Source organism: Bremerella sp. TYQ1, assembly GCF_020150455.1.
GTDB lineage: Bacteria > Planctomycetota > Planctomycetia > Pirellulales > Pirellulaceae > Bremerella > Bremerella volcania_A.
Genome location: NZ_CP083740.1, coordinates 3,986,916 through 4,009,249 on the forward strand (window position 1 = coordinate 3,986,916; position 22,334 = coordinate 4,009,249).

Below are 22,334 nucleotides of genomic sequence, written 5' to 3' on the forward strand. Positions count from 1 at the left end.
TAAGTTTTCGCGACCACAGGTTGATACCGAGTATCAATATCGCTATAAAGTACCAGAGCAGTAGCCAGTGTCAACGACATCAGCGAATTTTTCCTCGGACCATCACGCTTCGTTTGCTTCGAAATAGATCTCGTATGAATACCTCGCAACAAGATCAACAAACTCAGCCGTCGACGCCTGCTCAAGACAATTCGCCCATGATGAAACGCACGATCTCGTCCGAAGAGATCATGGCTGGCGAGAAAGAGATTTGGATTCAGCATGGCGATTCCATCTATCGCCTATGCGAAACCAAGTCCGGCAAGCTCATTCTGCAAAAGTAGAGCCAGCAGCACCGGCCGGCATATCACGCCGCATCCGTAGTCTCTGGCGGTAATACTGCAGGCCTGGAATAAAGAAACTACTCGCCGATACCACACCAAACAGGATGTGGGCTGCGTCAGGGTACAGCGCCATCGGCACGCTACAAGCAAACAGCGCAAGTGCTTGGAAGTAGAACCATCCGGTAAGAATGCCTCCCTTGATGAGGAATACCATTCCGGAGATCACCGCCAAAAGTGGTGAGAGCTCCAAGGGTGCCAAACCTAGCAGCCATTCGATCGGGAACAGACACGCCACGCCGATCATCCCTGCACCCCAGACATGGGCGATCTGCCGTTCAACGAACGTGACCGGGCCCATTCTTCTTCGCAGGTACCAAAAGCAAGCAGCCCAAATCCCTGAGATCACCGTCCAAATGGCAATGTAATGCCAGCGGTGCCCGTCGTTGTTCCACTGCAAAAGCTGTGTCGTGATACAGCAGATCAGCAGCACCAAGCTATGCCACATCCATAGCAGTCCCCAGTTTTCTAAGACCTGGGCGTTGTGCGTCTCACGGAACAACCGCGAGACCACCTGAAAGAATTGCCCGCTCCGTGCCGAGATCGCTTCGTCGTTCAGGTACGCTTCAAAGTCCTGGCAAAGCAACTGCGCGTCGGGGTAACGCAGATCGATCGGTTTTTGCAAGCAGCGAAGCGTGATCATTTCCAAATCTCGATCAACGCGTGCATTCACCTGGTGCGGAAACGGCGGATCTTGTTCGAGGACCTTCAACAGCACGTCGACTGGGGTTCGTCCCTGGAACGGCGGCTGCCCTGTGATCATCGCGAAAAGTATCGTCCCGAGCCCGTAAACATCGCTTGCAACCCCCACCGCGCCGCGATCCCCGCTGGCTTGCTCAGGGGCCATGAACGCCGGCGTTCCGATGATTGCGCCGCTTCGGGTGATGCTGTCGACATCACTGGTAACTTGTTTGGCGAGACCGAAGTCGGTAACGACGGGGCAATCGTTTCGATCGATCAGAATGTTGGAAGGTTTCAAATCGCGATGCAGAATGCCATGCTGATGCGCCTCATGCACGGCACTCGAAATAATCCGCATCATCCGAGCCGCTTCTTTCGACGGCAGCGGACCCCGAGCGAGTCGCTGTGAAAGCGTTTCCCCTTCGATGTACTTCATACTGAAGTAGTAACGGCCATCACGCTGCCCCACTTCGTACACGGGGACAATCCCAGGATGACTTAGCCGCGCGGCCGATTCCGCTTCTGAGAGAAACCGTGTCAGTTCATCCTCGGAAGCAAGTTGCGCTTTGAGGATCATCTTCACCGCGACGGTTCGGTTAAGACTCACCTGACGAGCTTTGTAGACAACGCCCATGCCGCCGCGACCGATCTCTTCCAGCAGTTCGTAGTCGCCAAAGCGAATTGGCAGTTTCAGCTGCGAGAGCTTTTCCGGAATCGGTTCTTCGGCCACGTCTGGCTGTGATATCGACACATTCAACGCCACTGCGTCGGCCAACATCACGGCGCCCCAGACTTCCTTCAAGTCGTCAGCCAAATGGGGATGCTGCGACGCAACGGTATCGAGATCGACCGCTTCCCCCTTCTGCACACGCTCGGTCAGTTCGTCCAGCAGCAGGGCCAGTTGTTCGTCGATCTGATCTCGGTCGGAGGCCATGCGGAAGCTTGCTATGCGAGAGAGATTATTCGTCGACCGCCGTGGGCCCTAACAATGCACGAAGACGACGGATCGCGCGAAGGTAACGCATGCTGGCCGCCGCCGGAGTGAGATCAAGCGCCGCCGCAACGTCTTGATTCGAGAGCTGCTCGAAGTGTCGCATGATAACGACTTCGCGGTCTTGATCGTCCAGTTCTTCAATGGCAGCTTGGAAGCGAACATGCAGCTCTTGCATGGTCGCCGCAGCCCCTGGCGTCGTGTTTTGATCGCACAGTTGGGCAGCCAAGTCGACCGACGACTGATCCATATTGAATCCGACGTTCATATTTTGTTCGCGGTCGACACTTCGTTTTCCACTCACTCGATGACGACGGTGAGCGTCGATAATCCGGTCTTTGGCCATGTGCCGCAGCCACAAGTGGAACGGCATTTTTGGATTCTGCAGATAATCGACCAACCGGCGATTGGCATCGACCAAGACCTCTTGGACAATGTCACTAGCATCGACACGCTGCTGAATCCGTCGATCCAACCGCATTTCGATCATTCGACGCAATGAATCGCGGTGCCGCTGCAAGAGGGCATCGCGAGCCGCAGTGTCGCCGTCGCGAGCACTTTGGAGAAGTTCTTGTGTTTTGTCGGTTTCAGGCCACATATGTTTATTATTTTGAGCAAAGGGGGTGCTCAGCAAGCCACTAGGTTAGAATTCCGGGGGAACTAGACCGGCGTTAACCCATAAAACCGGCCAATCTGGTGTTAAATCGCATCCATTCTGTTAAAAAATCGGTGCCGAAGCGGAATCGTTTTGGCCGTTTGTCTCGTCTACCTAGCGTAAGGGCCCATTGTGGAGCATCCGCGTCGCGCAAGCTGTCCCCCCCCTTCGGAAAACCGAGGGGAGACCTTGGAGACCCATTTTTCGGGTCTTCACGGGGAACTTTTGGGCACGCTGTACCACCTTTTGGGCAATATGGAGGACGCCAACGACGCCCTCCAAGAGACCTTCATCAAGTGTTGGCGAAACCGAGAACAATTACCCGAAATAGAGAATGTCCGGGCATGGATCTTCCGCATTGCCGTGAATACGGGTCGCGACATGCGGATGACGGCTTGGCGACGAAAACGTCAGGCCCTGGGGGACGAACAAGCCGCGGTCCCCAGCAAAGAGGCTTCCCCAGCCCAACATGCCCATAGGTCCGAAGAGATGGAACGTTTACGGATTGCCGTATCAGAGCTCCGTGACGAAGAACGGGAAGTGTTCCTGCTTCGTCAGAATGGAGACCTTACGTACGAAGCAATCGCAGAAACGCTTTCAATACCTCTCGGCACCGTCAAGACTCGTATGCGAATGGCCCTGTCGCACTTGCGTGAACACCTGGCCCCCAAGACATCCCCACGAAAGAATCCTTTGTAAGTTTTCCTTCACGCGTCGAATGATGCTGAATTCCGAACCGAACCCACGTTAGCCTATCCAATGGACGACCGCGAACTAATCCAGCAGCAGATGCTGGAACTGATTTACGGCTTACTCTCGGACGAAGAGTCCGCAGAGCTGGTCGATCGTATCAGTTCCGATGGGCAGCTGGCGCGGGAATACGCGGAACTGAAAGAACGAACCGAACTGCTCGCCGAAGTTGCCAGAGCGGAAAGTCAGCCTCCTAACTTCGACCAGTGGAAAGGAGAAGCAGGCGAAGACGATCGCCCGACACCAAACGGCGGTTCGGCCATCACGTGGACATCTCGCACGCTTCAAGTGGTCGCGGCGTTAGCTGCCTGTTTACTGATTGGTGCGATCGGCTATCCGATGTTCAGCATCGACGAGCAACAGCAAACGATCGCACTGGCCGAGAAGCAAAAAGACCTCGCGAGTGACTTCCTGTCCGTATCGGTCAGCGGGCCTTCGTTGATGGCGGCTGAAGTTCGCAACGACTTCTTCGTCTCCGTTGAAAATGCCGCCGCGGAACCTGTCGACGCGGAAGTGGAGTACACGTTCAAAAACCCGGAAGGCGCCACCGTTTACTATGGGCTCACGAAGGCAACCAACGGACAAGTCGTTTGTCAGATTCCTGCCGACGAAGTTTCTTATGCCTCGAAGCTGGAAGTGATTGCCAAGCATGGCAAAGCTAAGAGCGAATTCGGCATCGACGTCCAATCCGCTCCGCCGAAGCCAATTGCCGTTCTTCAAACCGACCGCGAAATCGCGGAGCCTGGTAAAACGATCAATTTCCGCGCGGTGGTGCTCGATCCACAAACCAATCGCGACCAGTCCGCCAATGTCGACTTTGCTTACAGCTTGCCAAATCAGCCAGGTCTCAACCAAATCGCCAGCGCCGAACGTTCCACCCTCAAAGGCGTCGCTCAAGGACAGATGCAGATTCCAGCGGACGAAGCAGTTCGCAATGTCGAACTCGCAGTCCAAAGTCCCCAGCTACAGAATCAAATTCAACAGCGTGCGTTGCCGGTAGTCGATTCCCGCAAAGCGGATGCTCAGCAACTAGCTCAACAAAACTCGACCTATGGCCGTGCTTACGGTGGAGCATTTGTTCCGCCAGGCATTGCCGAGCCTGCCGCATCGCAACTAGCGGCCAAGCCGGAAGGAGGCAAACTGGTCGCCGGGGTTCAAAACCGCCTGCGTTACTTGGCAACGCGTGACAAGGACAACTTAAAAGCAGCTCGTACGCAAGTTCGTGGGGCTGCAGCCAAGCAAGTCGCCGGCAACGATAAGCCTGATCAAGACTACGGTTACTTCGAGTTCGTTCCGGAAGCGATGCAAGATTACACCGTGGAAGTGGTGGACGACCAAGAGACTCCGCTCGAAGAACAGATCGCCCAGGCCCAGCCACTGCCGGCTGCTCTACAGGTCAACAACGGCGTCGCGTTTTCTAATCAGCCGCTGGAAGTCGACGTGAAAGTCGCTCAGCCGAATACAACCCTCGCGCTGGTGGCCAGCGACGGCTACAACACCATCGGACACAACTTGTGGGACGTCGGTGTCAATGCACCGATTACGCAGCCGGTTCAGCTGAACCTCCCTCAAGAGGCAACGGGGGCACAGCGTGTGCGATTGTACAGTGTTCCTAAACTGGATGACGAGTCGACCGACGATACCGCGAAGCCACAGTTGTTGGCAGAACGGATCATCTACCGTATTCCCGTGCAGCGATACGACATCGCCGTGGAAGGCCTTCCCGACACCGCCATGCCCGGCCAACAGCTGGACGTTCAAGTCAACGTTAAGGACGAATACGATACGCCAGCTCAAGCAACGCTGGGTGTTCAAATGGAACGTCTCTCGGAAGTCCTTCCAACCACGCAGCAGCCCCTTGGCTTGGAAGGAGAATGGTTCTTTAATCGCCGCGTCCAAGTTCCTCTCACAGCCACTTCGCTGCCAGAAAGTATCCGCGAGCTGGAACAAGACACCGCCTGGTTCGATCAGGTCCTTGCCCTTTCTACCTGGAAAGAAGAACCAAGTATCCCCACGGCTGATGCCAACGGCATGATGGCCTACGTCGCGGAAGAACAAGCAGAAACACTTGGCGATGCGTCCGCTGAAATAGGGTCAGGTGAGGCACTGCCTGTCATGCGCCGTAGCAATAAGAAGATTGTCCAATCGGAATACCAACAAGCCATCGCAGCGCTTCATGCCGACTGGGAAACTCGCCTGGAAGATGTTCGCCAAATGTCCAGTTGGATGCTGTCGGTTGCCGGTGGGGTTATCGTCGTCTGCCTCATTGGATTGGCCGTCGTGCAAGGAATGCCCAAGATCGGCGTCTGGGGTCCAGGCCTGCTGATTGGTGTTGGAGCACTGCTTTGGGGAATGGTGTCCTTGAACGTTAATCTGACACTTACCGACGCAATGCTAAGCAAGCCTGAAATGGTGGCGATGAACGACGGGGCGGACGCGGTCCCCAATGTCGTCGAAGAGAAAACCATAGAATTCGCTGACCGCAAAAATGCGGCGGCAAGTCAGATGGCGGCGGACGAAAACGCTCAAGCCAATGTCGTACGGCCTGCCATGGAACGACAACGAAGTGCGGCCCCGTCGCCACGCTCACAGATCGAACTGAGAAGTGGACCTGCCCGATTCTCGCAAGGGGAAGCGGAAGTTGCTCCGATGAATGGACCACCTGGCGGGATGTCATCCGGCATCGGTGGTTTCGGTGCGAACCCAATGCAGGAAGCTCCTCGTATCATGCGAAGCGAAGCCGTTCCCGCGGAACCGATGTCTTCCGCCGGTGGCGATTTCGCGCCTGCCGCCCCCATGGCGACACCTTTCGCCGCTGCGGATATCAACGAACAAACACTGCTTCCAGAGCCAGTGTTATGGCAGCCGCGTCTTTCGACCGACTCACAAGGGCAAGTCACCATTCCCGTTCAATTGCCCAACGAGCCTGGCCGCTATCGCTTGCTGATCGACGCCCATGGTTCTGGCCGCCTGGGAACAGTGGTGAAGTATGTCGATGTCGCCCCAAGCACGCCTGTGCCAGCCAACGTACCGATGAAGAAGGCCGCCAACTAAGCGAGCCTGGAGGTTATACCGATTCTGCCGAAGATATCAGCTGAAGTGGTTTCTCGTCTTACCATTTCTCCTTCCCCGCTACCCCGCAACGCTGTCGACATCTGAGAATAGAACAACCATTAAGCGTCGCAGCGGGAACAATCATCGGTGGATCTTCCAGTCTGGCAAATCATTCTTCTGGCAATCGTACAGGGCATCGCCGAATTCCTGCCGATCAGTTCGTCCGGTCACCTGGTGGTACTCGCGTCGCTGATGGGTGCCGATGCCGAAGAGTTTGACCTGGTCGAACTCAATATCGTCCTGCATGCCGGCACATTGGGATCGATCCTGGTCGTTTATCGCAAACAGCTTTTCGAAGCACTCACCAAGGATTGGCGAATTTTGTTTCTGCTGGCTGTCGCCACACTTCCGGCCGTTATCGCGGCCGTTCTGCTGAAAGCTACCGACGCGGACGATTTACTGGAGTCCCCATTCGTCGCCGGTATTTGCTTACTGTTAACAGGAGCGATCTTGTTACTTTCGCAGCGTCTAAGTCAGAAAGAGCAGCCATACGAAGCGACTTCCTGGTGGCAAGCCTGGTGGATCGGCTGTGCCCAAGCTTTGGCCATTCTGCCGGGTATTTCCCGCAGCGGCTCGACCATTTGCAGCGGTCAGGCCCTGGGACTTTCCCGCGAAGGCGCTGCAACGTTTTCGTTCCTGATGGCGGTGCCCGCGATCTTAGGTGCGATTACATTGGAAGCAGCCAAGACGCTTGCGGAAACGTCCGAGTCAGAATCAGGCTTACCCTTGTGGTTGCTCGGATTGGGGGCGTTGGTATCGTTCATCGTAGGCTGGGCGTCATTGGTATTGCTACTTTCCATGGTTCAGCGAGGCCGCCTTCACTGGTTTGCCTGGTGGTGCTTTGCGGTCGGGTTGTTTGTCATCCTCTGGCAGACGACGATAGATTAAAGCGATCCATTCACGCAGCAACGAACCGATGCAACTGACCGAACTTCACGAAAACCTGCTAAGCCATTCCCCCAAAAGTGACGCGTACGCCGAGAATGTCGTGGCGTCTCTTTTGGAAGGGGCGATCGCACTGCATGCCAGCGACGTGCATCTGCAGCCAACCGCCAGCGGTACCCATGTGCAAGTTCGCATCGACGGTGTGCTTCAATCGGTCGGTGAAATCCCTCGCGGCGATAAAACAGACGCCGCCGCGCGTCTGAAGATCTTGGCAGGCCTGCTCACCTATCGAACTGACATCCCGCAAGAAGGACGCGTGAGCGATCTGCCGCTCGGTCAGGAAGTTCGGGTAAGCACGTTTCCAGCTCTGCATGGCGAACGCGTGGTCATTCGCATACTTTGGCAACAACAGACGCTCCATCAGCTCAGCGATTTAGGACTACCACCAGCCATCTCGAACGACTTGGCCGCGCTGCTGCAGGAATCGTCCGGGATGATCCTCATCGCAGGTCCCGCCGGAAGCGGCAAGTCGACGACTGCCTATGCTTGCTTGCGTCACATCCTTCATCACGAGCAAAGTGGCCGCAGTATTGTTACGTTGGAAGACCCGATCGAGAACGAAATCCCCGGTATCTCGCAAAGCCACATTCGCCCGAACGCTGGCTTCGATTTCGCGACGGGGCTACGGAGTCTCATGCGGCAAGATCCCGAAGTGATCTTCGTGGGTGAAATCCGCGATCCCGTCACCGTCGAAACCGCCATGCAGGCCAGCCTCACCGGACAACTGGTCCTCAGCACATTCCACAGCGGCAGTGCTTCCGAAGCAATCCGGCGGCTGATCGACATGGATATTCCGCCCTACATGATTCAGAGTGGCCTTCTCGGCATACTGCATCAACGACTTGTTCGTACCCTCTGCGATTGCTCAAGCAAATGCGAAGACGAGCATCGTCTCGGCTTTTCCTTCGACAACATGCGACAAGCGAAGGGCTGCGAGAAATGTCGTGGCACCGGATACCTCGGCCGAACCCTGTTGGCGGAATGGCTCGTGCCGCACAAACATCACATCTCGCAGCTTGAACTCGATACGGCGACGACCGCCCATGTGGAAGCGACGGCGGCCGCGGCCGGGATGATCACGCGGTGGCAGCAAGCCGAAACGCTTCTCACGTCCGGGCAGACAAGCCCCGCCGAAATCCGCCGGGTGCTGGGCTTTCGCGACGAACCTTCCCGAGGCTAAGAAGGCGCCGGAACTGGTTCGGCCGGCGGCGTTTGTTTCTGAATGACCATCGCGTCGATAATCCCTGCCCCGCACGAGTCGCCGTAAACGTTGACCGTCGTGCGAAGTCGATCGAGGAACCAGTCGATGGCGAGAATCGTTCCGATCCCCGTCATCGGTAAGCCGACCGCCTGCAGCACAATGACCATCGTTACCAGGCCGGCTTCCGGAATGCCGGCGGCCCCCACGGCAGCCAACGAGGCAGTCAGAAACACGATCACCAAGTCGGCCATGTCGAGTTCAATTCCCAGCGTCTGGGCAATAAAGATCACCGCGACCGCTTCATACAAAGCGGTGCCATCCATGTTGATCGTCGCCCCGAGCGGCAATGCGAAGGACGCCGCTCGATTCGACACACCGTTCTTCTCTTCCACACATTCCATCGTGACAGGAAGTGTCGCCGCACTGCTTGCCGTGCTGACTGCGGTGAGCAAAGCCCGGAGCATGTTGAACGTGTAAGTGATGGGATTCCGCTTGGCGAGCAGACCGAGCGATCCCCCCAAGACCAGCGAATGAAGCAGCAGCCCAATGACCACCGTTGCTACGTACCAGCCGATCGCTTGCAACTGCTCCAGGAACCCGGCCGCACCACCGTTCTTGGCAATGTTCGATGCGACCAACCCAAAGATACCTATCGGCGCAAACAGCATGACTAAATGCACCATCTTCATCACTGCTTCGTTGCAGACGTTGAAGAAGCGGATCACCAATGTTCCTTCTTCTCCGAGCGTGGTGAGCGCCCCCCCGAAGACGATCGCGAACACAATCAGGGCCAACACGTTGGTGTTCGTCGCTGCGAGAAACAAGTTGGAAGGAAACATGCCGCTGCCGGGGTCATCTTTGCGGCCGCGGAACACGTCGAGGAAGACCTCCATCGTCGTCTGGCCTTCTTTCGCTTCGACCGTTTCCGTGCGGTACGCGAACGTATCGTCCGCCGAGTTGCCTGGCTGGATGATCACCACTAAGACAATCCCGATGAACACGGCAATCGCCCCAGTCGTGAAGTAGTACAAAATGGTCGCGAATCCAACGCGGCCCATCTTGCGGATGTCGCCCAGTGAGGTGATCCCGCTGATCATGCTGGTCACCACCAACGGAATGACCAACAGCTTGAGTACCTGAAGGAAGATGTCACCGCAGAACTCGCAAAAGATCCAAACCGTTTGGGCCAATCCATATTTGCCGGCCTCTTTATCGGCTTCGACCGCTGCGACGGTTTTCTCGGTCTCGTCAATTCGATTCTGGATTGTTGGCAATTGCCCTTCGAGACGCTCGGCTTCTTTTTCAAGCCGCTGCGCGTCTTGGGGGTCGTCCGCCTCTTCGGCCTGCTGTCGATACCTGTCGGCGTCCTTCTTCTTTTGCTCGATCGTTTTCTCGAGCCGCGACAATTGCGTTTCCGGGCCTTCCGATGCCAGCCACATCGTCTTTCCATAGAACAGCCCCAGCAGAACGCCCAACACGATCCCCACAAGGATCAAGATCAGGCCTCGCATACTGTTATCTTTTGGGGGCGCAGCGGCAGTATCGGTCATCGGGTTCCTCCCTCTTGGTGCTAAGTGTCCGCCTAGGATAACCGACCTCAGATAGGAAAACCCAGCCATTCTGGCAACAAAATTGCCTCCCCCCTTGGATTAGAGTGGCCGATGGCAGAGTTGGACCCCGATTTGCAGTAGAAGTTTATCTAGTCCTGATTCACATTTTGCGAGTATACTTACCATAGAAAGCGAATAACGCAGGCCTATCTCACGCTAGCAGCGTGAGCAACATTCCGAGGAGTGGAATGGTCACAAATTGACCAAGGAGCTGAATCGCCATGAAATTGGTATCTCTTTTAGCAACGATCGGTGCCGTGTGGTGCGTGCTGGGGGCGATTGTCCTTGGACCGGGCGTGCTGATTTATCCGCTGGCCTGGGCAGCCGTGTTTGCCGTGCTGTTTGGCGTTCATAAGGTTGTCCAAAACCGGGAAAACCAGGGGCAAAAGCGTTCCGGAGCAACGACTAAATCTGCCAACTCCGTCTCGTCTGGCGGAATCTCTGGCGATCAGCGAACCGCCATGGTTCGATAGTTTTTTGCTCTCTCGAAGATCTCGCCACAGGGGCGAGATCATGCGGCCATCGCGATTTTCTGAAGATGAATTTTTCGCGTGTATCGCCATTCTGCCTACTTCTGAGGCATCTTCATGCACACTAACGCCGCCTTACCGGGCATTTGCAGCCCTTAGGGATTTACCGACTCCTGCGTGGCCGGTAACCCCTTATGCCGCTTGTGCATCAAATTAAGGGGCCGTATAATCGCCTTCTCTGGCAACGAGCCCGGCTTATTGGTGAATTTCACTTGGCGCTTCGCTAGAAAACTCTGGGCACGGATGTCTTGCCCGCTTGGGCACGCACAGGATGCGTGCTATAACGCCGAGAACGCACCCCGCTCGGCATAGTCCCTTGGGACAACTGACGATTGGCTCGGTGCCGTCGATAAAACAGACACTGGGCCATCGACAAAAGACACAGTAACAGAAAAGACAGTGGCGAATCGCTCGCCGCTCAACGATTTACCCCCTCAGGAGATTACGTACCGTGGCAGTAAAGGTTGCAATTAACGGTTTTGGACGTATCGGTCGACTCACCTTCCGCAACATGATCGCTCGTCCTGAGGAATTCGAGGTTGTTGCCATCAACGACCTGACCGACAACGAAATGCTCGCGACGCTGCTGAAGTACGACAGCACGCACCGTCGCTTCCCAGGCACCGTCGAATTCGACAGCGAAGGCCTGACCGTCAACGGCAAGAAGATCAAAGTTCTCGAAGAACGCAATCCAGCGAACCTCCCTTGGGGCGACCTGGGCGTTGACGTTGTCATCGAATCGACCGGCGTTTTCACCGGTAAGAAGAATGGCGAAAAGCCTGGCTACGATTCGCACCTCGACGCTGGTGCTCGTAAAGTCGTTCTGTCGGCCCCTGCTAAGGACGAGCCAGATCTGACTTGCGTTCTCGGCGTGAACGACGACAAGCTGACCGCCGACATGACCACCGTGTCCAACGCCAGCTGCACGACCAACTGCCTGGCTCCTGTCGCTAAGGTCCTGAACGATTCGTTCGGTATCGAAAGCGGTTTGATGACCACCATCCACGCGTACACCAACGATCAAAACGTGCTGGACCTGCCGCACAAAGATCCTTACCGTGCTCGTGCTGCCGCTCAGAACATCATCCCAACTTCGACGGGTGCCGCTAAAGCTGTCGCTCTGGCCATTCCAGAATTGAAGGGCAAGCTGACCGGTATCGCCATGCGAGTTCCTGTCCCAACTGGTAGCGTTGTCGACCTGACGGCGAACCTGAGCAAGTCGGCTTCGGTGGAAGAAATCAACGCCGCCGTCAAAGCTGCCGCTGAAGGCCCAATGAAGGGCATCCTGGCCTACACCGAAGATCCAATCGTTTCGTCCGACATCATCGGCGATCCACACAGCTCGATCTTCGCCGCTCCGTTCACCGCGGTTATCAGCGACAAGCTCGTCAAAGTTGTTTCGTGGTACGACAACGAAGCTGGTTACTCGGCTCGTGCTGCTGACTTGGTCAAGAAGCTCGGCACGATGTAGTCAAAAACCGGGCGATCTCGGCCAAAACTTGGCCATCGCCACGGAAACAAAACGAATCAAAACCCTCGGATGCTTTTGTGTCCGAGGGTTTTTTCGTGCGCCCAATTTGTATCGTAGACTTCATTAGAGCACCTATAAGTGGATTACCGCGGCGGCAAATGACAATTTGCCGTGCCGATTCGCTTTGACACAGATGGCCGAATGTCGGAACATTGGGAACAGCATCTTTGGATGCCCTCCCCTACCCCCATTCGCTGACCGAGCCTCCCAGCTCACGACGACTGCATAGCGCTGCCATGAAATCGATCACCTCCATGGTCGGATTGTTTAGCCTGTTGGTCGGACTTCTCGCATGTCCTGCCTTCGGCCAAGCTGCCGACACACAATCTGCCAAACTTCCCAAAGTGGCCGGGCAAGAGACGCCTGCGTTTGTCACCTCGGAATTTATCTTCCCACTGGAAAACCGCCCGACCAAAAACAGCCATGCTTCGACCATTGTCGAAACTCCGGAAGGTCTTGTCGCGGCGTGGTTTGGTGGCACACACGAAAAGCACCCTGACGTAGGCATCTGGATCTCGCGCAACACCGGCAACGGCTGGACCACACCAATCGAAGTTGCCAATGGGTACGAATCGGAAGAAGTTCGGCATCCAACTTGGAACCCTGTTTTGTTCCAAGTTGCCGAAGGCCCGCTGATGCTGTTTTACAAAGTTGGCCCAAGCCCAAGCCGCTGGTGGGGCATGTTGACCACCTCGACCGACAACGGCATTACATGGAGCGAACCGAAACGTCTCGGTGAAAATGAAGCAATCGGCAACTTGCTCGGTCCGGTGAAGAACAAGCCGGTTCAGCTGGCTGACGGCTCGATCGTCTGCCCTTCCAGCACCGAGCACAAAGGATGGCGCGTTCACTTCGAGGTGACCAAAGACTTGGGCGAAACGTGGGAAGTAATCGGTCCGATCAACGATGCCAAGCTGTTTAACGCCATTCAGCCAAGCATTCTCACTTATGGCGAAGGGAAACTTCAGATCCTGTGCCGCACGCGAGAAAACGTCGTGGCCTCAGCCTGGTCGGAAGACAACGGCCAGACGTGGAGCGCCCTCAGCGCAACCGATCTGCCGAACCCGAATTCCGGAACCGATGCGGTCTCGCTCGCCGACGGCATGCAGCTTCTGGTTTATAACCACACCATTCGCGAGTCGGACTTCCCGGCCGGGCGGAACATGCTGAACGTGGCGATCTCCGACGACGGCCACACCTGGCATCCCGTCTTAACACTAGAGCGTCAGCCAGGGGAATACTCCTATCCGGCGGTCGTCCAATCCTCCGACGGAAAGGTACACGTCGTCTACACTTACCGCCGCGAGGGGATCAAGCATGTGGTGCTGGATCCCGCAAAATTGAAGATTCCGGCCCCGAAAGCGGCAAAATAGTGGCAACCGAACTACGTAACAGACGTTAATCGGAATTGCCACAAAGTTTCGCTCGGACTATCATTCCAACGTATGTTCGCACTTCGATCAATTCGATCCCGCGCTTGGACGGTTGCTTTGGCAATCCTCAGCTTGGTTTATTCCTACGGCGTTTGCCCGGGGGGATGCCTGGAGGAAAACCAATGGTATGCGGCCGTTCACGACTTGGTAGAGCACTGCCAAGCGTTGCCTGAGTGCGCGCACGAACATGCTCCTGACGAACATTGCGATTGCGACCAAAAAGCCGACACGCCGCTGCTCGTTTCGGCTCGCACGGTGGATAATGACGCACCTCAGGCGATCGCCTGGGTTCCGAATATCGACGTGCAAGAGCTTCTCACTGCTTCGACATTCTCGACCGAAGCAATTCACATGATTCAACGCGCCGGGCCTCCTTCAAGGACGCTGCGCGCTCAGTCACAACTCTTTCGCTGCTAGTTAAGCAGACGTAACGCCGTGTGTGCCCAGTCGTCGCCGCTCGATGCCTGGCTTACTTGTTACCTCTGAAATGCATTGCCCCAATGCGCTAGTACGAAAGTTCTCTCATGCCTCGCACGATACTGCTGCGAATCGCGATATTCTTGAGTATCGCGGTCGCGATCGGTTTCACCGGATACTACTTCGGCAATCAGTCCGCGCCCCCTTCCCCGGCCGCCAATACGAATGAGGAAGAAGATGCCCACGAAGACGATCATGGTCACGACCATGGCGGCGAAGTGGTCGAGCTGACCGATACGGCGTTCAACAACTTGAAGATCGCCACGAAGATCATGCGTCCTGAAACGTACGTTTCGCCGCTGACTATTCCAGGCGAAGTCGTCGAGATCCCTGGCCGCAGCAGCTTTGCGGTGGCGGCCCCTGTCGGTGGAAATGTTCGCAAAGTGCATGTCGATGTCGGTCAGCTAGTGAAGTTGAACGACACGCTATTCACGCTCGACATCGTGGACGAACCGGTCCTTTCCGCCCAAGTCGACTTGCTTGACGTGATGGGACAGCTGGACGTCACCGACGCCGAAATCCAACGTCTCGCTCCGCTGGCTGAAACCGGAGCCATCGCTCGCAAGTCGGCCCTCGAGTACCAATACCAGAAAGAGAAATTGCAAAATCGCAAAGATGCTCGCGTGCAGGAACTGATGGCGCGCGGACTCACCGCCAAGCAAGTCTCTTCCATCGTCGAGCAGCGAACGTTAGTAAAGACGATCGAAGTTGCCGTGAGCGATGTCCCCCGCGACGTAAAATCTGCCGAGCAAGACCCGGCCGCGTTCGTGGTCGAATCGCTCGACATCCATCCTGGCATGACCGTGTCGCGCGGTACGTCTCTGGCTCGCCTGGCCGACCACCGCTATTTGTACATCCGCGGCGAAGCGTTCGAGCAGGACGTGCCAAACCTATACCGACTCGAGGCGAACAACATTCCGATTGAAGTCCAGTTTGGGCACTCGCATGAAGATGAAGAAGAACGGGACCATGCGACTCGCACAGCTGAAATCGCCTACATCGACAACCATGCGGACGAATCGGCAGGCACGTTTTACTTCTACCTTCGCTTTCAAAACGAAGTCGCCGCCGACTCGCTGCTGCTCGATCAATCGATCACGCGGCAATGGCGATTCAAGCCTGGCCAACGTGTCCACCTGCGTCTGCCGATGGAGGAATATAAAGACCAGTTCGTCCTGCCACGCGAGGCACTCGTCGAAGAAGGCGTCGAGACGTTTGTCTTCCAACAACAGTTTGGCCATGTCGAGCCTGGCATGCTGGAATTCCAAAAGGTTCCCGTCGACGTCGTGCATCGCGATACCAACACGGCCGTCATCAGCCGCGACGGCGACATCCGTCTCGGCGACACGATCGTTGTTTCGCACGCTTACCAGCTGTACTTGGAGATGCTTTCCAAGGCCGGCTCGGATAGCGGCGGCGGACACCATGGACACTCCCACTAAATACGAAGGCGCGACATCATGTTGAACAACATTATTCTGTTCGCCCTTCGCAATCGCCTCGTCATCGTCATGGCGGCGTTGGCAGTGATGGTGGTGGGCAGTGTTATTACCGTACAGCTTCCGATCGATGTGCTACCGAATCTTACTCGGCCGCGCGTGGTCGTGATCGCCGAATCGCACGGGCTTTCTCCAGAAGAAGTCGAGCAGCGAATCACCTACGTGCTTGAGCGAAGCCTTATCGGGGCTTCCGGCGTGCAGGCCGTTCGTAGCTCGTCCGACATTGGATTCTCGGTCATCTATGTCGAGTTCGACTGGGGAACCGATATCTACACGGCTCGGCAAATCGTGCAGGAGCGTTTGGCGCTGGAGCAAGAGAATCTTCCGCCGGAGACCGATGTGCAGATGGCACCGATGTCTTCGCTGCTGGGACAAATCATGATCGTCGGCATGTGGAGCGACGACGGCACCACCTCGCCGATCGAGATCCGCACAATGGCCGACTGGACGGTGCGGCAACGGCTGCTCACCATTCCCGGAGTGGCTCAGGTCATTCCCATGGGTGGCGGTCGCAAGCAGTACCAGGTCCTCGTCGATCTGCACAAGATGCATCAGTACGACTTGCAACTGAAAGACATCGAAGACGCCCTCCGCGACAGCAACTTGAATGTGACCGGCGGCTATGTCGATCGCAGCTCGCAAGAGTTCCTCGTCCGCGGTCTTGGACTGCTGAAAACGATCGATGACATTCGCGACGTGCCGTTGACATCGGACCGAACACGTCCGGTGCTGATGCGACACGTGGCCGAAATCGTCGAAGGAGCCCAAATCAAACGAGGCGACTCCAGTGTCAATGGACGCGACGCCGTCGTGCTGACCATCCAGAAGCAACCAGAGGTCGATACCCGCGAGATCACCGAACAAATCAACGCGGCGATTGCCGACTTGAAGCTTTCGATGCCGCAAGACGTGCAAATCGAAACGACCTACGAGCAGCGCGAGTTCATCGACCACAGTGTCGAGAACGTGATCGAAGCGTTACGGGACGGGGCCATCCTAGTGGTGATCATACTGTTCCTGTTCCTCTTCAACTTCCGCACCACGTTCATCACCGTGACGGCGATTCCACTTTCGATTCTCGTCACGTCGCTGATCTTCTATTTTCTCGGCATGTCGATCAACGTGATGACACTCGGCGGCATTGCGGTGGCGATGGGAGAACTGGTCGACGACGCGATCGTCGACGTCGAGAACATCTTCCGGCGTCTAAAAGCGAACGCAAAACTGGATGATCCGCGGCCGGTATTGAAAGTGATCTTCGATGCAAGTGTCGAAGTCCGAAACGCGATTATCATCAGCACCGTGCTGGTCATTGTCGTCTTCGCTCCTTTGTTCGCATTAAGCGGAATGGAAGGCCGACTCTTCACGCCGCTGGGGGTCGCTTACATTATTTCGATTCTTGCTTCGACGCTGGTTTCACTGACCGTGACGCCGGTTCTGTCGTACTATCTGTTGCCCAACGCCAAGGCAACGCAAAGTGGCGACGGAGCATTCCTTCGCTTCCTGAAGTGGATGGTTCAACCGATCATTCGGAGCGGCCTGACGCAAAATGGGATCGCCATTATCCTCTCTGGGGTGTTAATCGCTGTTGTGGCCAGCGGCTTTCTGGTCACGCGACTGGGAACCGACTTCCTGCCCCCGTTTGACGAAGGAGCGGTTCAAGTCAATTTGTTCGCGCCGCCGGGGACTTCGCTCGAAACGAGCCGCGAGATTGCCAAGCTGGTCGACGACGAACTGGGCAAGCTGACCAAGTCGGACGAGAACCCTGACGGTCCGCTGCTTTGGTTCACCACCAAAACGGGACGAGCGGAGCAGGACGAGCATGCCATGGGTGTGAACGTGACCGAATTGGTGGTCTCGCTAAATCCTGAGGTCGACTATGGCCGCGAAGAGATGATCGAAATCTTGCACGATGCCACCAAGGATGTTCCTGGCGTCGAGATTGAAATCGAGCAGCCAATCGCTCACTTGATCAGCCATATGCTTTCTGGCGTCACCGCTCAGATTGCGATCAAGATCTACGGAGACGATCTGACCGAGCTTCGTCGCACAGCGAACAACGTCAAAAACGCGATCTCCGATATCGAAGGAATTGCTCCGCCGGTCGTCGAACAACAAGCGATCATTCCACAGTTTCGAGTTGAACTGAAGCGGGACTCGCTCGCCTATTACGGCGTACCAGCTTCGTACGTCAACGAAACGATCGAGACGGCACTCAACGGCCGTGTCGTGACGCAGATGTACCAAGGGCAACGGACGTTCGATGTGCTTGTGCGTTTGGACGAACGTTACCGGACCGACCTGGAAAACCTCAATCGCTTTCCATTGGAACTCGAAAACGGACAGCATGTGCCTCTTTCGGTGCTTGCCAACGTCTACGAGGCAGGCGGCCCTAACACGATCAAGCGAGAAGATGGCCGACGCCGAATCGTTGTCCGCGTTAATACGCTGGGAAAAGATCTTGGAACGGCCGTTGCCGAAATCGAAGATCGTATCCGTAGCGATGTCGAATTTCCCGAGGGTTACTTCTTCACCATGGGGGGGCAGTTCGAGGCTCAGCAAAGCGCGAGCACGCGAATCTTTGGCCTATCGATCGTGGCGCTGGTGGTAACGTTTGTGGTGCTCTACTCCGCCTATCCGTCGACCAGTGTAGTCCTGCAAATTTTGTTCAGCCTTCCCGCCGCGTTCGTCGGCGGGGTGCTGGCACTAATGCTCACCGGGCAAACGCTTTCGATCGCCGCGTTGGTTGGGTTCATTTCGCTCGGCGGGATCGCTGCGCGAAACGGGCTACTGCTCATTTCGACCTATTTAGAGCAGTACCGCGAAGAAGGCTTCACCCAGCAGATGATCATCAATGGCAGTCTCGAGCGGCTCGCTCCGGTGCTGATGACGGCCCTGACGACAGGGATTGGTCTCGTTCCGCTGGTCATCGGCGGGAGTCAGCCAGGGAAAGAGATGCTGTTCCCTGTCGCGACTGTCATCCTTGGTGGTTTAGTCACGTCGACTTTCTGCGAATTCCTGGTCCGGCCCGGTATGTTCTGGTTCTTCGGAAAAGGAGCAGCCGAGCGGTTGGCCATTGCCGAGGACTCGCCGGAATAAATGCCAAATTGTTGATCCCTTTGGACTTTCCGGCCACAATCGGGGGTGAGTACTCATCCATCCCTCTATTCCGGAAAGTTCTCGCCATGTCTGAATCATCCGACGCGGCGGCGCGCAATTCCTGGCAAGACACTGCCTGGGTGGTCGCGCTGATCGTCACGCTGTTGGTGTTGTTTGCCATCTTCCGCACCGAAGTCGTTCTCGCATCGCTACCGTACCTCGAGTACATTCCTGGTTCGCTCGCAGCAATTGTCGCCATTGGCATCTTGAAGCCGCGGCAGTCGGTGCTGCTCTCGATTGGGCTCGCCTACTTCGCCGGACTGTTGGTTACGCCGGTGATCTATGCAAACCCTCCGTTGCAATGGTATTTGCACATGGAGACGTTCACGGCCGTTAAAGTGAGCAACAGCTTGCCCCTGCTCGGCTGCGTCATGGTGGGGATAGGAATCGCCGCGACATGGCTGGCGTTTCAAGCGCAGGCGAAACGCCGGGTTACTTCCCGAGACCCGGCAAACTGAGTTGGCCGCAGTCGGCATCGGCCAGGCGGGCTTGCGCCATCTCGACATACTTGGCCGATTGATCGACACCGACGTAGCTACGGCCTAAACGTTTGGCGACAAGCGCCGTTGTGCCGCTGCCCAAAAACGGATCGAGCACAACGCCGTCGTCCGGGCAGGTTGCGTTGATGCACGTTTCGACCAACGTCTCGGGGAAGACGGCGAAGTGAGCGTCGCGAAACTTGGAAAGCGGAATCGACCAGACGGTACGCTTGTTGCGTCCCTTCGGATGAAAGGCCTGATCCCAGCGGGCATCGTGAAGATTGCTGCTGCCACCATTCTTGCCCGCCTCAGGCGTGCTGCCTCGGCGGTGAAAATGATTGCGGCCCCCCTTCATCTTGCTCTTCTCGCTGAACGTCACGTGCGGCTCGCGAATGGCGTCGGCGTCGTAGAAGTACTGGTTGTTCTTCACCAGCAGAAAGATGTACTCGTGATCGGTCGTCGGCCGCGTCTTCACGCTGCTGGGCATCGCGTTCGGCTTGTGCCAGATGACATCGCTACGAAGCTTCCAGCCATCGGCTCGCAGTGCTAAGGCGACCTGCCATGGCAGTCCCAGCAGTTCGCCGTCCAGGTACTTGTCGCCCAGGACCAGCCACAATGCCCCAGTTTCTTTGAGCGTGCGGCGGACTTCACGAAAGACGGCTACCAGGCTTTCGACGTACTCTTCCGGTGAAGTCTCTTGCCCGATCTGATCGTCGCCGTCGTAGTTGCGCTGCTGGAAATAGGGAGGGCTGCTCACCACGCAGTCGATCACTTCGTCCGGAAAGGCTGCCAGAACATCGCGGGCATGCCCATGATGAACGCTATTCGGCTCAAACGCCGGCGAAGCCGCTTTAGAACCCTTCCGTGGCATGATGATCTCCGGCGACTACATCTTTTCGACGGTTTGAATACCCAACAAATCCAAGCCTTGTTGTATCACCCGAGCCGTCAAATCGCAAAGCAAGAGCCGGCTATTCTTTTGCTCTTCCGAGCCTGCTTCCAATACTTTGCACTGATCATAGAAGCTGCTGTACGACTTCGCCAACTGATCGAACAAATAGCTCGTCAGGTAATTCGGCCGATAATCGATCAACACGTCGTCCAATGCTTCTGAGAACCGCAGTACGGCGACCGCCAACTGACGTTCGGCAGGATGCTCGAGCACGATCGGAGCGCCGCTGGTTCGCAGGGCATCGATGTTCACGCCCCCTTTGCGGAAGATACTTTGCACGCGAGCGTAAGCGTACTGCATGTACGTCGAGGTATTCCCGTTAAGGGCCAGCATTTTGTCGTAGCTGAACTTGTAGTCCGACTCGCGGTTCTGCGACAGATCGCCATACTTCAGCGAGGCAATCCCGACGATCTCGGAGATCTCCTTCTGATCGTCGGCACTCAACGACTCCCCTTCCGGCGACTTGGCCGCTTGCTCGGCAACAATCTTATTGGCCCGCGAAACGGCTTCGTCCAGCAAACCTTCCAGCCCAACGGTATCACCACTGCGAGTCTTGAACGGCTTGCCATCGTCCCCCATTACCGTGCCGAAGCTGACATGCTTCAGCTCGATATCGGTATAACCCCACAGCCGCGTAGCAGCGAACAACTTGTCGAAGTGGTCCCCTTGGCGGAAGTCGACCACGTAGAGAATCGCATCGGGTTTCCACGTTTCCATGCGATACGCGATCGTCGCCAGGTCGGTCGTTGAGTAAAGGAACGCCCCGTCCCGCTTGCGAATGATCATCGGAGCTTTGAAGCCGTCCAGGAATACACACGTTGCTCCTTCCGACTCTTTGGCCAGGCCTCGTTTCTCGAAGTCTTCCACCACCGCTGCCAGGCGATCGTGATAAAAGCTTTCGCCCAGTTGATGATCGAAGGTCACATTCAGCCGCTCGTAGACCCGCTTGATCTCGTCTTCGCAGAACGGCAGAAACTCTTTCCACAGCGCGATGTTCTCGGCGTCTCCCTCATGCAGCTTGGCCGTTTCCTGCAGGACGGCCGTGCTGATGTTGGCATGTTCGTCCGCCATCTTTTTCAGCTGAGGGTCTTCTTCCGTTTTAGCGATCTTCGCTTGGGTCGACTCGATCTCTTCGTTCAAGTCTTTGATCTGCGACTGGAATCGGCCGACTTCCTTCTTTTGCTTTTTCGCTTCCGCTTTGTCGGTTGGCTCTGGGGCTTTCTTGGCCGTTTCGTATTCGGTGGTCCGCTCGGCCAGTTTATCGATCAACTGCGGCAGCGCTTTCTTGGCGTCGAAGTAATCCATCAACCCCCGCACGACGCGATAGATCCGCGACAGCTCCGGAACCGGCGCCTTCTGGTAAGCATCCTTTTCGGCGAAGTGCTTATAGCCGTAGATGATCATCCCGAACTGCGTGCCCCAGTCTCCCAGGTGATTGTCGCTAATCGCGTTGTGACCCAGGAATTTGAGCGTGCGGCAGAGCGAGTCGCCGATCACCGTGCTACGGATGTGCCCGACATGCATCGGCTTGGCGACGTTCGGGGAAGAATAGTCGACGATGTACGTCTTTGGCTCGGCGACTTTTTCAATGCCGATCCGCGGATCGGTCTTCGCGGCGGCTAACTGCTGCTGGATCCACTCGTCACGCAGCTTCAAGTTGATGAAGCCTGGTCCCGCGACTTCCGGCGTCTCGCAGATATCCTCGACGTTTACCGCTTCCACCACTTCCGCGGCCAAATCGCGCGGGTTCTTGCCGACCTTCTTCGCCAAGCCCATCGCGAAGTTGGCCTGATAGTCGCCGAACTTCGGATCGCCGGCCGGACGAATCATATCCAGCAGCGGACCGACATCATCGGTCATCGGCTGTAACACAGGCTTAAACCGGGCACGCAGCAGAGCAAGGATGTTCATGGATTATCTTCAGGAGGAAGCAATAACAAAAACATG

17 protein-coding genes are annotated in these 22,334 nt (G+C 56.3%); 12 read left to right on the top strand and 5 right to left on the bottom strand.

Annotation, left to right across the window (positions count from 1 at the left end; all coding sequences use genetic code 11):
* The first annotated feature begins 134 nt into the window (after window positions 1–134).
* Window positions 135–323 (top strand): hemin uptake protein HemP, encoded by a 189-nt coding sequence (gene hemP, locus LA756_RS15880; RefSeq protein ID WP_224435701.1) that lies wholly within the window; start codon window positions 135–137, stop codon window positions 321–323.
* Here the strand turns inward: hemP and LA756_RS15885 are convergent.
* Entirely contained in the window at window positions 307–1,995 is a 1,689-nt protein-coding gene (locus LA756_RS15885; RefSeq protein WP_224435702.1) for a serine/threonine-protein kinase, read from the bottom strand. The two genes, hemP and LA756_RS15885, sit on opposite strands and share 17 nt — an antisense overlap.
* Before the next feature lie 25 nt (window positions 1,996–2,020).
* Window positions 2,021–2,650, bottom strand: a complete 630-nt coding sequence (locus tag LA756_RS15890; protein ID WP_224435703.1) for a sigma-70 family RNA polymerase sigma factor — start codon at window positions 2,648–2,650, stop codon at window positions 2,021–2,023.
* Window positions 2,651–2,839: 189 nt separating this feature from the next.
* Here LA756_RS15890 and LA756_RS15895 point away from each other — a divergent pair, with 189 nt between their 5' ends.
* The 4 genes from LA756_RS15895 to LA756_RS15910 all read left to right on the top strand — a co-directional run bounded on the left by LA756_RS15895 (window position 2,840) and on the right by LA756_RS15910 (window position 8,696).
* Window positions 2,840–3,406 (top strand): RNA polymerase sigma factor, encoded by a 567-nt coding sequence (locus LA756_RS15895; RefSeq protein ID WP_224435704.1) that lies wholly within the window; start codon window positions 2,840–2,842, stop codon window positions 3,404–3,406.
* 60 nt (window positions 3,407–3,466) lie between these two features.
* Window positions 3,467–6,511 carry a hypothetical protein gene (locus LA756_RS15900; protein ID WP_224435705.1) on the top strand — a complete coding sequence of 1,015 codons (3,045 nt, stop codon included), beginning with the start codon at window positions 3,467–3,469 and terminating at the stop codon, window positions 6,509–6,511.
* Window positions 6,512–6,658: 147 nt separating this feature from the next.
* The gene (locus LA756_RS15905; RefSeq protein ID WP_224435706.1) at window positions 6,659–7,459 is read left to right on the top strand and encodes an undecaprenyl-diphosphate phosphatase; all 801 of its coding nucleotides are present in this window, start codon (window positions 6,659–6,661) and stop codon (window positions 7,457–7,459) included.
* A 28-nt stretch (window positions 7,460–7,487) separates the two neighbouring features.
* Window positions 7,488–8,696 (top strand): GspE/PulE family protein, encoded by a 1,209-nt coding sequence (locus tag LA756_RS15910; RefSeq protein WP_224435707.1) that lies wholly within the window; start codon window positions 7,488–7,490, stop codon window positions 8,694–8,696.
* Here LA756_RS15910 and LA756_RS15915 read toward each other — a convergent pair.
* A complete protein-coding gene (locus LA756_RS15915) occupies window positions 8,693–10,267 on the bottom strand; it encodes a dicarboxylate/amino acid:cation symporter (protein WP_224435708.1) in 1,575 nt (524 codons plus the stop codon). The two genes, LA756_RS15910 and LA756_RS15915, sit on opposite strands and share 4 nt — an antisense overlap.
* Before the next feature lie 281 nt (window positions 10,268–10,548).
* Here LA756_RS15915 and LA756_RS15920 point away from each other — a divergent pair, with 281 nt between their 5' ends.
* From LA756_RS15920 to LA756_RS15950, 7 genes are all read left to right on the top strand, one after another.
* A complete protein-coding gene (locus tag LA756_RS15920; protein WP_224435709.1) occupies window positions 10,549–10,800 on the top strand; it encodes a hypothetical protein in 252 nt (83 codons plus the stop codon).
* Window positions 10,801–11,308: 508 nt separating this feature from the next.
* Window positions 11,309–12,328 (top strand): type I glyceraldehyde-3-phosphate dehydrogenase, encoded by a 1,020-nt coding sequence (gap, locus tag LA756_RS15925; RefSeq protein ID WP_224435710.1) that lies wholly within the window; start codon window positions 11,309–11,311, stop codon window positions 12,326–12,328.
* A gap of 296 nt (window positions 12,329–12,624) precedes the next feature.
* Complete coding sequence (locus LA756_RS15930) at window positions 12,625–13,761, top strand: exo-alpha-sialidase (protein ID WP_224435711.1); 1,137 nt, start codon at window positions 12,625–12,627, stop codon at window positions 13,759–13,761.
* Window positions 13,762–13,878: 117 nt separating this feature from the next.
* The gene (locus LA756_RS15935) at window positions 13,879–14,238 is read left to right on the top strand and encodes a hypothetical protein (protein ID WP_224435712.1); all 360 of its coding nucleotides are present in this window, start codon (window positions 13,879–13,881) and stop codon (window positions 14,236–14,238) included.
* Window positions 14,239–14,345: 107 nt separating this feature from the next.
* Window positions 14,346–15,740 (top strand): efflux RND transporter periplasmic adaptor subunit, encoded by a 1,395-nt coding sequence (locus LA756_RS15940; RefSeq protein ID WP_224435713.1) that lies wholly within the window; start codon window positions 14,346–14,348, stop codon window positions 15,738–15,740.
* 18 nt (window positions 15,741–15,758) lie between these two features.
* Window positions 15,759–18,896, top strand: coding sequence for an efflux RND transporter permease subunit (locus tag LA756_RS15945; protein WP_224435714.1), 3,138 nt, complete (start codon window positions 15,759–15,761; stop codon window positions 18,894–18,896).
* Window positions 18,897–18,982: 86 nt separating this feature from the next.
* Window positions 18,983–19,414 carry a hypothetical protein gene (locus tag LA756_RS15950; protein ID WP_224435715.1) on the top strand — a complete coding sequence of 144 codons (432 nt, stop codon included), beginning with the start codon at window positions 18,983–18,985 and terminating at the stop codon, window positions 19,412–19,414.
* On the opposite strand, the gene LA756_RS15955 is transcribed toward LA756_RS15950, so the two are convergent.
* Together LA756_RS15955 and argS are read right to left on the bottom strand one after the other, a co-directional pair.
* Window positions 19,389–20,306, bottom strand: a complete 918-nt coding sequence (locus LA756_RS15955; RefSeq protein ID WP_224435716.1) for a site-specific DNA-methyltransferase — start codon at window positions 20,304–20,306, stop codon at window positions 19,389–19,391. The genes LA756_RS15950 and LA756_RS15955 overlap by 26 nt on opposite strands.
* Before the next feature lie 15 nt (window positions 20,307–20,321).
* Window positions 20,322–22,298: an arginine--tRNA ligase gene (gene argS, locus LA756_RS15960; RefSeq protein ID WP_224435717.1), complete on the bottom strand. Its 1,977-nt coding sequence runs from the start codon at window positions 22,296–22,298 to the stop codon at window positions 20,322–20,324.
* Between the last annotated feature and the right edge of the window lie 36 nt (window positions 22,299–22,334).

Coding starts and splice junctions, on each gene's coding strand:
- hemP (WP_224435701.1), top strand. CDS start 135: ATGAATACCTCGCAACAAGATCAACAAACTCAGCCGTCGACGCCTGCT.
- LA756_RS15885 (WP_224435702.1), bottom strand. CDS start 1,995: ATGGCCTCCGACCGAGATCAGATCGACGAACAACTGGCCCTGCTGCTG.
- LA756_RS15890 (WP_224435703.1), bottom strand. CDS start 2,650: ATGTGGCCTGAAACCGACAAAACACAAGAACTTCTCCAAAGTGCTCGC.
- LA756_RS15900 (WP_224435705.1), top strand. CDS start 3,467: ATGGACGACCGCGAACTAATCCAGCAGCAGATGCTGGAACTGATTTAC.
- LA756_RS15910 (WP_224435707.1), top strand. CDS start 7,488: ATGCAACTGACCGAACTTCACGAAAACCTGCTAAGCCATTCCCCCAAA.
- LA756_RS15915 (WP_224435708.1), bottom strand. CDS start 10,267: ATGACCGATACTGCCGCTGCGCCCCCAAAAGATAACAGTATGCGAGGC.
- LA756_RS15920 (WP_224435709.1), top strand. CDS start 10,549: ATGAAATTGGTATCTCTTTTAGCAACGATCGGTGCCGTGTGGTGCGTG.
- LA756_RS15930 (WP_224435711.1), top strand. CDS start 12,625: ATGAAATCGATCACCTCCATGGTCGGATTGTTTAGCCTGTTGGTCGGA.
- LA756_RS15940 (WP_224435713.1), top strand. CDS start 14,346: ATGCCTCGCACGATACTGCTGCGAATCGCGATATTCTTGAGTATCGCG.
- LA756_RS15945 (WP_224435714.1), top strand. CDS start 15,759: ATGTTGAACAACATTATTCTGTTCGCCCTTCGCAATCGCCTCGTCATC.
- LA756_RS15950 (WP_224435715.1), top strand. CDS start 18,983: ATGTCTGAATCATCCGACGCGGCGGCGCGCAATTCCTGGCAAGACACT.
- LA756_RS15955 (WP_224435716.1), bottom strand. CDS start 20,306: ATGCCACGGAAGGGTTCTAAAGCGGCTTCGCCGGCGTTTGAGCCGAAT.
- argS (WP_224435717.1), bottom strand. CDS start 22,298: ATGAACATCCTTGCTCTGCTGCGTGCCCGGTTTAAGCCTGTGTTACAG.